Source organism: Candidatus Protochlamydia sp. R18 (assembly GCF_000648255.1).
GTDB classification, from domain to species: domain Bacteria; phylum Chlamydiota; class Chlamydiia; order Chlamydiales; family Parachlamydiaceae; genus Protochlamydia; species Protochlamydia amoebophila.
The window spans coordinates 1-3,637 of the sequence record NZ_BASL01000789.1 but is presented as its reverse complement, the minus strand read 5'-3'; the positions used below and the strand labels follow the sequence as shown (position 1 = coordinate 3,637).

The window sequence follows — 3,637 nt, the reverse complement described above, 5'->3', positions numbered from 1 at the left end:
ATTGGCTTGATTTTATCAAATTGTTCTCTAGAAATATCGCTTGGATAAGAATGCGTCATTATTGCCTACAAATTTTTTTTGAAGGCAATTATACACGATTAAAAGATTTTAAACAGGTTCTTAGAATAATGGGGCAGTATGGAAACAGCAGAAAATGTACCTGATAATTTCCTAAATGATTCCGGTCCTCTTTTTCAAAAAAATAATAAGACTGCAATACCTCTTCAATTACACTCAACTCAAATTCCAAATTCTAATTTAAGCCCCAAAGAAAACCATTTTTTTATTTAAAAAAAAAGGCTGATGAAGGCTCCGCGGAGGCGCAGCTGGCAGTAGGAAAAAAGTATGAATTTGAAAAAAACTATCAGTTTGCATTTCACTATTATCTATTAGCAGCAAATCAAGGAAATTCTCAAGCTCAATATAATTTAGGAAACTTTTATGAACTTGGAAAAGGAGTTAATCAAGATATTTCTAAAGCTGTTTTTTATTATCAACAAGCGGCTGCCAAAGGATATGCTCAAGCCTTATACATTCTTGCTAGATGCTATGAATTAGGCAAAAGAGTGGAAAAATCATTCGATTTATATCAACAAGCGGCACTTCAAGGCCATAAAAAAGCTTTATATAAAATTGCCATATGTTACGAATATGGTTTTTTAAATATTAAAGAATCCTGGAAAGAAGCGTTATCGTATTACAAATTAGCTGCTAAACAAGGGCATCTTAAAGCAATCAGGCATTTATTTTTGCTTTATCATTACGGGAAAAAAGTAAAAGAATCACAAAAAGAGGCTCTTGAATATTTAAGATTAGGCGTTAAATTAAATGACCCCGAATGTCAATTTCAATTGGGTGAGTATTATGCTAGAGGATGGGGAAGTTTAATACGCTCTCTTGTAGAGGCATTTAAATATTATCAACTGGCATCTCTTCAAGGACATAAAAAAGCAGAAAAATCATTATTTCCCCGTATTTTGCACCCTACTGCTTTAGAAGTAAATATTCTCTCTTATCTGGAAGTTAATGATCTTTCTACTTTGGAAAAAATCTTAAAAAGCTATGGTAACCACCCTATTTTTTTAGAAAGACCTTCTTTATCTTGGCAAGAAGCACAAATCATTTGTGAAGCCATGATTGAAAATCCCCGGTTGACATTCATGTGCCCTGAACAAGACATCTCTCCTCTTTTTTTAGCTTTTCAACTGGCTGGTTATAATGAAAAAAAAGTTCTCAAATGTCGCTATTTAGTCAATCCTTCGACTCAACAAGAAACTTATGCCTGTGTGTTTGTTGGAAATGATATCAATAGATACTCGTTGAAAATTGAATTGGAAGAAGATCCGCAAACTACTGAAACGTTAGAACCTTTGACAGAACAAAACCAAGTAACAATCATTAAGGTAGATAAAATGTATGAAGCTCTGCCAGAAAGAGGAGAAGAACTCAACGTGGATGCTTATCTTCAAGATAGAAATCCAGACGCATTGAAAAATGCTATTTAAAGCTTCTAAAAATCGCTCTATTTATTTACGTATCGGAGGAACCAATCTAGCAGAAATTACTGTTATTAGAGATGCAATGTTAGAAAATCCAACATTTACTTTTCAATGTTCCGGTAAAGACCTTCTAAAACTTTATCGATCTTTTGAAAAAATTAATCAGGACCCCAATGTTTGCCTCACATGTGCTAAATTAAAAGGCAAAGATCTTTATGAATTATTGTTTATAGGAAAAATTACTTAAAAGTAACAAAGCTACTTACTTATTAGTGCTTTTTTATAGATATTTGAGGCCCAAACTCATTCCTCAGCAGAATTAACAATTATACCAAAAGATAAGTGCTCTTTTTTTATCTAATAAAACTTTTTACATTTTAATAAAAAAATTTTGTTTTGGGTGTCTATGAATAAAACTGGCGTCCACTGTTAAAACATCAATGACTCTGCTTTCTGTTATGAATATGGTCATTTTTAATTATCGTTATAGACATACTAATGCCATTATAGTTCAAATCTTCTTGCAGCTCCTACCTTACTAAAAAAGAGAATAATTTTATTAAGTCGATTTTTTAGAGATTACACTATTTGATATGACTCGGTAGAATTTTATTCTAATAGTCCTAAACATTTTTGTAAGGATATTAAAATCCTAAATTATTTTAGATTTTTCTGCAAAAATCTATTTTGAATGAAACTAATCATTAATTAAATGAATTAAATTTTTAATCAAATTAGATAAGTTTATTGAAATAGCCTTATCTATTTTGCAATAACAAATTTAAATACAGATTCCTTTTGATTAAAATTGCGATGATATTTATTCGTATAGTATTTTATTAATAAATAATGTATCATTTAAAAATGATTCAACTAATTTGGGTGGGAATTTTGAATATTCAGAACATAAGATCTAATTCTAGTCATTTCATTGTCAATACAGACACTCATTCTTACATTCGATCAAACGATCGTTTAAAATTTTCTGAACGAATTGTTTTATTGTGCAAAACAATTTTTCAGTGTTTCCTCAACTTATTCTTTAATTATCTCAAAAAAGACCAGCTTCAATCTCAGTGGAGGGAAGTTTTTTGGGGACAAAAAGAATTCGTCATTTCTAATCTTGCCCCAACTCAATCAGAATCTGGGACGTTTCTCTCAAGTCCGAGCCAAATTTCGGATTTTGCCCTCCCTTTTATAACTGCGAATCGAAACCAAGAAACTATTAATTATCCTAAGAATGAAAACAATTTGGTAATAGACTCTTTCAATAACTCAATAGACTCAAATATCTCAAACAGTCATTTTCCAAAAACAGTAGATCCCTTAATAATTCCCCCTTCCCAACTGTCACCTTCACCCCAAGGTGTTAAACTGAGCTTTCAAGGAGGAACTTCTTTAACCATACCCTATTCTCAATTAGCTTTATTAAGGAAAAAGTCACCCTATTTTAAAAGTCTTTGGTCGGGACATTTTCAAGAAACGCTTCAAGATCCCCTTGCTATAACAAAAAAAAAATTTACTAACTTACTACAGTGCTTAATGGATGCTAACTTTAAACTTTCGGTAGAAGACATTCCTTGTTCCATTGCATTAGCCCATTATTACCAATTAACAGATGTGGTAGAAAACTTAGAAAACCAGCTGATTAAGATCTATCAATCAGAAGAGGATGCTCTATTTAATTCGAGCGAAGAAAGTCTCATAGAATTAAAAGAGCTATTAAATTTTGCGCGTCTGCATCAGTTAAATAATTTAGTAAATTATTTAGAGTTCACAGTGGTGAGTGGCTTATTAAACAATACTTCTCATGTGAACGAATTTGAGAAAATTTTAAATCATTTCTCAACTGACATAGAAGAACTCAATCTTTCAGGAAAAGATTTTTTTACAGAGGCTCATTTTTTAGCCTTAAAAAATTGTAAAAATTTAAAAATGCTGTGTCTAAAAATATTCTACACTCCCATTGACACGGGATTAGCCCATTTGACGTCTTTAACAGCTTTACAACACTTAGACCTCAGTAAATGCTATCTGCTTAAGGATACTGGGTTAGCCCATTTGTCATCTTTAACCGCTTTACAGTATTTAGATTTAAGTGATTCTGGAAATTTCACGGATGCTGGATTAGCCCATTT

At 31.6% G+C, this 3,637-nt stretch carries 4 protein-coding genes; all 4 read left to right on the top strand.

Annotated elements, in window-relative coordinates; translation table 11 throughout:
- The first annotated feature begins 138 nt into the window (after window positions 1-138).
- Complete coding sequence (locus TY19_RS16320) at window positions 139-291, top strand: hypothetical protein (RefSeq protein ID WP_158383190.1); 153 nt, start codon at window positions 139-141, stop codon at window positions 289-291.
- 35 nt (window positions 292-326) lie between these two features.
- Window positions 327-1,505, top strand: coding sequence for a tetratricopeptide repeat protein (locus tag TY19_RS11985; RefSeq protein ID WP_338140286.1), 1,179 nt, complete (start codon window positions 327-329; stop codon window positions 1,503-1,505).
- A complete protein-coding gene (locus TY19_RS11055) occupies window positions 1,495-1,746 on the top strand; it encodes a hypothetical protein (protein ID WP_042282590.1) in 252 nt (83 codons plus the stop codon). Before TY19_RS11985 ends, TY19_RS11055 begins: the two co-directional genes overlap by 11 nt.
- A gap of 602 nt (window positions 1,747-2,348) precedes the next feature.
- Window positions 2,349-3,637, top strand: a 1,289-nt coding sequence (locus TY19_RS11050) for a BTB/POZ domain-containing protein (RefSeq protein ID WP_042282587.1), incomplete at its 3' end; no start/stop codon positions are given.

Excerpts from the sequence above, each read along its gene's own strand:
- TY19_RS16320 (WP_158383190.1), top strand. The coding sequence starts at position 139 with ATGGAAACAGCAGAAAATGTACCTGATAATTTCCTAAATGATTCCGGT.
- TY19_RS11055 (WP_042282590.1), top strand. The coding sequence starts at position 1,495 with ATGCTATTTAAAGCTTCTAAAAATCGCTCTATTTATTTACGTATCGGA.